Origin of the sequence: Halobacillus massiliensis (assembly GCF_900166625.1) — a bacterium.
Classification (GTDB): domain Bacteria; phylum Bacillota; class Bacilli; order Bacillales; family Halobacillaceae; genus Halobacillus_A; species Halobacillus_A massiliensis.
In genome coordinates this window covers 4,243,766-4,247,646 of the sequence record NZ_LT800499.1, presented here as the reverse complement: position 1 = coordinate 4,247,646, position 3,881 = coordinate 4,243,766, and the positions used below count along the sequence as shown (strand labels likewise).

General features: G+C 42.9%; 4 protein-coding genes. All 4 read left to right on the top strand.

Features of this window, described 5'->3' with window-relative positions; translation table 11 throughout:
* The first annotated feature begins 495 nt into the window (after window positions 1-495).
* The 4 genes from folP to lysS all read left to right on the top strand — a co-directional run bounded on the left by folP (window position 496) and on the right by lysS (window position 3,861).
* The gene (folP, locus tag B7E06_RS21205; protein WP_143414536.1) at window positions 496-1,320 is read left to right on the top strand and encodes a dihydropteroate synthase; all 825 of its coding nucleotides are present in this window, start codon (window positions 496-498) and stop codon (window positions 1,318-1,320) included.
* Window positions 1,320-1,685: a dihydroneopterin aldolase gene (gene folB, locus B7E06_RS21200; RefSeq protein ID WP_082235804.1), complete on the top strand. Its 366-nt coding sequence runs from the start codon at window positions 1,320-1,322 to the stop codon at window positions 1,683-1,685. The genes folP and folB overlap by 1 nt, the downstream gene beginning before the upstream one ends.
* Entirely contained in the window at window positions 1,682-2,179 is a 498-nt protein-coding gene (gene folK, locus B7E06_RS21195; RefSeq protein WP_082235803.1) for a 2-amino-4-hydroxy-6-hydroxymethyldihydropteridine diphosphokinase, read from the top strand. The genes folB and folK overlap by 4 nt, the downstream gene beginning before the upstream one ends.
* Before the next feature lie 191 nt (window positions 2,180-2,370).
* A complete protein-coding gene (gene lysS / locus B7E06_RS21190) occupies window positions 2,371-3,861 on the top strand; it encodes a lysine--tRNA ligase (protein WP_082235802.1) in 1,491 nt (496 codons plus the stop codon).
* Window positions 3,862-3,881: the final 20 nt, after the last annotated feature.

Below are 3,881 nucleotides of genomic sequence, written 5' to 3'. Positions count from 1 at the left end.
GGAACATTGTGTAAGAGAAAACTATTTCCTTTAGAGGGTTACTGAAACTACAGCGTTCCGTTTATACCATCAACAGTAAAGAGGCTGGGAAATGGCGAGACTCCTGCAGGGAAATAGAGCTAAGGTGAGATCCGCGAGTGCAACGAGCTAGCTCACCAGCTCCCCGCGGAAAGCGAGTCATTTCCCAGCCGCTTATCTCCACACATGATAAACGGAATCGCTCTTTCTCTATCAACATTGAAAAAAACTTGCTATGCCAAGGCTCCTGCAAGGGAGATAGAGCCAGGGGGAGATCCGCGAGTACAACGAGCTAGCTCACCGGCTCCCAGTGGAAAGCGAGCGATTTCCCAGCAGCTTATCTCTTTTTACAATAAACGGAACAGCTCTTTCTCTATTCAAACTTATAAGTAAATTGAGGGAGACTTCTAACCAGGTGAAACAATACTCAATATGTTGTAAAATGGATGACGAATGATGACGAAAAGAGGGTTGCAAATGAACGGTATTCTAAAAACATCCTCCCATACCTTTGACCTCTCCGAGCAGACGCTCGTTATGGGAATTTTAAATATTACGCCCGATTCTTTTTCTGATGGCGGTAAATTCGACTCCTTCGAAAATGCCGTTAATCATGCAAAGCAGATGAAAGAAGATGGTGCGCATATTATTGATATCGGTGGTGAATCGACACGTCCTGGGCATCAGCCTGTGTCTCAGCAGGAAGAAATTGACCGTGTCCTCCCCGTGATTGAAGCTGTAAAAAAGGAAACAGGGCTTCCAATATCAATCGATACGTATAAAGCAGAAGTGGCCAGGCAGGCTGTAAAGGCAGGAGCCGATATAATCAATGATGTATGGGGAGCTAAAAGAGAGCCGGAAATTGCAGAAGTGGCAGCTGACCTCCAAGTGCCGATTATATTGATGCATAACAGAGATAATAAAAACTATACTTCATTCATCAAAGATATGAAGGAAGATTTACGCGAAAGTATTATGATCGCAAAGTCTGCAGGTGTACCTGATGAAAATATAATTCTTGACCCGGGAATCGGTTTTGCAAAAACCCCAGAGGATAATTTGATCGTTATGCGGGAGCTCGATCAGTTTCATGAGCTTGGTTACCCTCTGCTTCTGGGAACGTCGCGGAAATCTTTTATTGGTTTAACGCTGAATCTTCCTGAAGATGAACGAATGGAAGGGACAGGAGCAACCGTCTGTTATGGAATTGCAAAAGGTGCCCATATTGTGAGGGTACACGACGTAAAGCCAATTGCGCGGATGACTAAGATGATGGATGCCATGATAGGGAGGAAACAATAATGGATCAAATTCATGTGAACGGAATGGAGTTTTGGGGATATCACGGACTTTTTCCTGAGGAAAACAAGCTTGGCCAGAGGTTCTATGTGGATTTAAAGCTGGAGCTGGACTTAAAACCTGCTTCTACCTCAGATGATATGAATCAGTCGATTGACTATGGTGCCATATATGAAGAAACGAAGAAAGTCGTTGAAGGAGAAGCGAAAAATTTAGTAGAAACAGTAGCGGAAGAGATTGCTGACGTTCTTTTAAAGGAATTCTCTCTACTGGATGCATGCCAGGTAAAGGTCACGAAACCCGATCCGCCGATTCCAGGACATTATCAGTCGGTAGCTATTGAAATTTACCGGAGTCGTAAAGGATGAGCAGTGCATATATAGCCCTTGGTTCAAATCTTGACGACCGTCTGGAATACTTAACAGAAGCCATCCACTTTCTCGACAGCCATGAAAACATTGAAGTTCTAAGGCAGTCTGAGATATATGAAACAGCTCCGGTTGGGTATACTGATCAAAATGACTTTTTAAACATGGTTCTTGAAATCAGAACAGCACTGCTCCCAATCGAGCTGCTTGATTACTGTCAGTTTATTGAGCAGGAACTCGGCAGGAAAAGAGTGATTAAGTGGGGACCGCGCACAATAGACCTTGACATTTTAGTCTATAATCAAGAAAATATGAAAGATGAACGTTTAACGATTCCACATCCTCACCTTCAGGAAAGGGCGTTTGTTCTCGTTCCTCTGGCTGAGCTGGCCCCGGATCTATATATAACATCTGTTCAAAATAAAGCCGGAGTGCTTTTAAATAGACTTCCTGAAGAAGAAGTGAAAAGTGTTCGAATTTGGAAAGAAGTGTAGTATTACTTATGAGTCAACCACCGACATCGAATAGAAGATGAAGGTTTCCTAAGCATAGAGCGTTGACACTGTGATAGGACTTTTCTATACTAAACGATAGTTAGCATACTGCCAGTATCTGCTGGCAGTTTTTATTATTCGAGCGTATGTTTCAAAAAGATAAAATTTTTCTATGAATTGGAGTGATGATCATGTCCGAAGAACTCAATGACCAGATGCAGGTGAGACGGGAGAAGTTGAATTCCTATAAAGAGAAAGGTCTTGACCCTTTTGGCAGCAAATTCGAGCGTACAGCTCTTGCGGAAGAACTGAAAGCTCAATATGATGAATTTTCTAAAGAGGAGCTCGAAGAAAAGCAGGCGCCTGCAACAGTAGCCGGCCGAATTATGACGAAGCGCGGAAAAGGGAAAGCAGGCTTCGCTCATATTCAGGATTTAAGCGGCCAGATCCAGCTGTATGTACGTAAAGATGCGATCGGTGAGGATGCCTATGAAATTTTTAAATCAGCAGATATCGGTGACATCGTTGGTGTTTCCGGGGAAATGTTTAAAACAAATGTAGGAGAACTCTCTGTTAAAGCTAATGAGTTTCAAATTTTAACAAAATCTCTACGTCCGCTCCCTGAAAAATTCCACGGATTAAAAGATGTGGAGCAGCGCTATCGTCAGCGTTATCTTGATTTAATTACTAACCCGGACAGCAGAGATACGTTTGTGCTGCGCAGTAAGATCATTCAGTCTATGCGTCGATACCTTGATGGTCTTGGTTTTCTTGAAGTGGAAACTCCAATGATGCACAGCATTCCAGGCGGTGCTTCTGCCCGTCCGTTTGTGACTCATCACAATGCGCTTGATATGGAACTGTACATGCGTATAGCAATTGAGCTTCATTTGAAGCGACTTATTGTCGGAGGTATGGAGAAAGTATATGAAATTGGCCGTGTCTTCCGTAATGAAGGAGTCTCCACTCGGCACAACCCGGAATTTACAATGATTGAGTTATACGAAGCTTATGCAGATTACCACGATATCATGAGCTTAACGGAAGAGCTGATTGCTCATATCGCGAAAGATGTACTCGGAACATCAAAAGTTGAATACAATGGGGAAGAAATTGACCTTGAGCCTAAGTGGACACGCCTGCATATGGTGGATGCTGTTAAAGAATATACTGGTGTCGACTTTTGGCAGCAGATGTCTGATGACGAAGCGAAAGCATTAGCAAAAGAACATGGTATCGAAATTAAAGATACAATGGCGTTTGGCCATATTGTTAATGAGTTTTTTGAACAAAAAGTAGAAGAAAAACTGATTCAGCCTACTTTTGTATATGGTCATCCGATTGAAATTTCTCCACTGGCGAAGAAAAATCCGGAAGACCCTCGTTTTACGGATCGATTTGAATTATTTATCGTTGGCCGTGAGCATGCCAATGCATTCTCCGAATTAAATGACCCAATTGATCAGCGTGAGCGTTTTGAAGGGCAGTTAAAAGAACGGGAAGAAGGAAACGATGAAGCGCACTTAATGGATGAAGACTTCCTGGAGTCCTTAGAATACGGAATGCCTCCTACGGGTGGATTAGGCATAGGTATTGACCGTTTAGTCATGCTGCTGACAAATTCAGCTTCTATTCGGGACGTACTGCTGTTTCCACAGATGAGAAAGCGAGCAGATTCCTGATTGAAAGCAAAGTCTCTAAT

What these genes read in the sequence shown, in the direction of transcription:
- folP (WP_143414536.1), top strand. Translation starts at nt 496, where the DNA reads ATGAACGGTATTCTAAAAACATCCTCCCATACCTTTGACCTCTCCGAG.
- folB (WP_082235804.1), top strand. Translation starts at nt 1,320, where the DNA reads ATGGATCAAATTCATGTGAACGGAATGGAGTTTTGGGGATATCACGGA.
- folK (WP_082235803.1), top strand. Translation starts at nt 1,682, where the DNA reads ATGAGCAGTGCATATATAGCCCTTGGTTCAAATCTTGACGACCGTCTG.
- lysS (WP_082235802.1), top strand. Translation starts at nt 2,371, where the DNA reads ATGTCCGAAGAACTCAATGACCAGATGCAGGTGAGACGGGAGAAGTTG.